Origin of the sequence: Saccharibacillus qingshengii (genome assembly GCF_013185195.1) — a bacterium.
Lineage (GTDB): Bacteria > Bacillota > Bacilli > Paenibacillales > Paenibacillaceae > Saccharibacillus > Saccharibacillus qingshengii.
This window is the reverse complement of the sequence record NZ_JAAZWC010000082.1, coordinates 1-1050: the sequence shown is the minus strand read 5'-3', so window position 1 is coordinate 1050 and position 1050 is coordinate 1. Positions and strand designations below refer to the sequence as shown.

Sequence of the window (1050 nt, the reverse complement as noted above, 5' to 3'; positions counted from 1 at the left end):
TCTTTACAAGAGATGACTTGGTTGAGCGAGTACTTGGTTATGATTTTGAAGGGAGTACCCGTACAATTGATCAGCATGTAAAAAACCTTCGCTCTAAGATAGAAAAAGACCCTAGAAATCCATATATGATTCAAACTGTTTATGGAGCAGGCTATCGATTTCAAGGGGATCTATAATGAAAAAAACCTTATATACGAAATTGGTTTTTTTGTTTGTTTTCATGGGCATATTATTATTGACACTGACAATGTTAACTTTACTTATCAGTATTCATTATCATATGAGTCTTTATGTCCAACAAGCAGGAACCATTCCCTCTAATATTATTAAGTTAAATCATCATTTAGAGGAAGCGTTACTGCAAACTACATTATGGACGTTTATCATTTCTGTTTTTTTAGCGATTTTTCTCGGCTTGCGTATTGCTAAGCAGATTTCCCGGCCACTTATTCAAATGAAAGAATCAGCCGAGTTAATGCGAAGGGGCTCATGGGATATACGGATTCAAACAAATACCGACGATGAATTAAATGATTTGGCTTCTTCTTTAAATCATCTTGCGGCGCAGCTACAAATACAAGAAGGCTTACGCTCTACTTTGTCGGAAGATATTGCTCATGAGCTTCGCACGCCCTTAACTACGTTGAAAAGTCATATGCAAGCTTTCCAAGATGGCATATGGGAGCCAACACCTAAACGAATCTATTCCTGTTACGAAGAAGTAGAACGACTGATTAAATTGGTGGCAGATTTGGAGAAACTGAATGAAATGGATTCGCCCGAATTTTCCTTGAATTTAAAGAAAGAAAAATTAAATGAAGTGATAGTGAAAAGTATGGAAGTGATGGGCGCTGCATTTGTTGAAAAACAAGTGAATTTAAAATTTAAAGCAGCCGAACAAATTGTGGTCAATGTGGATCGGGATCGTATGTTACAGGTGATGATCAACGTTTTAAGTAACGCGCTCCACTACACACCCATGGGTGGTTCAGTAAGTGTTCAAGTTTTTAGAGAAAAAGAAAATGTCAGGGTGCAGGTGCAGGATTCAGG

The 1050-nt window shown here is 37.5% G+C and carries 2 protein-coding genes; both read left to right on the top strand.

Going from position 1 to position 1050, the window contains the following annotated elements; genetic code table 11:
- On the top strand, positions 1-176 hold a 176-nt coding region (locus HRQ60_RS24170), incomplete at its 5' end, for a winged helix-turn-helix domain-containing protein (RefSeq protein ID WP_172201038.1).
- Positions 176-1050: sensor histidine kinase (locus HRQ60_RS24165; protein WP_172201035.1), on the top strand; the 875-nt coding region annotated here is incomplete at its 3' end. The genes HRQ60_RS24170 and HRQ60_RS24165, both read left to right, overlap by 1 nt.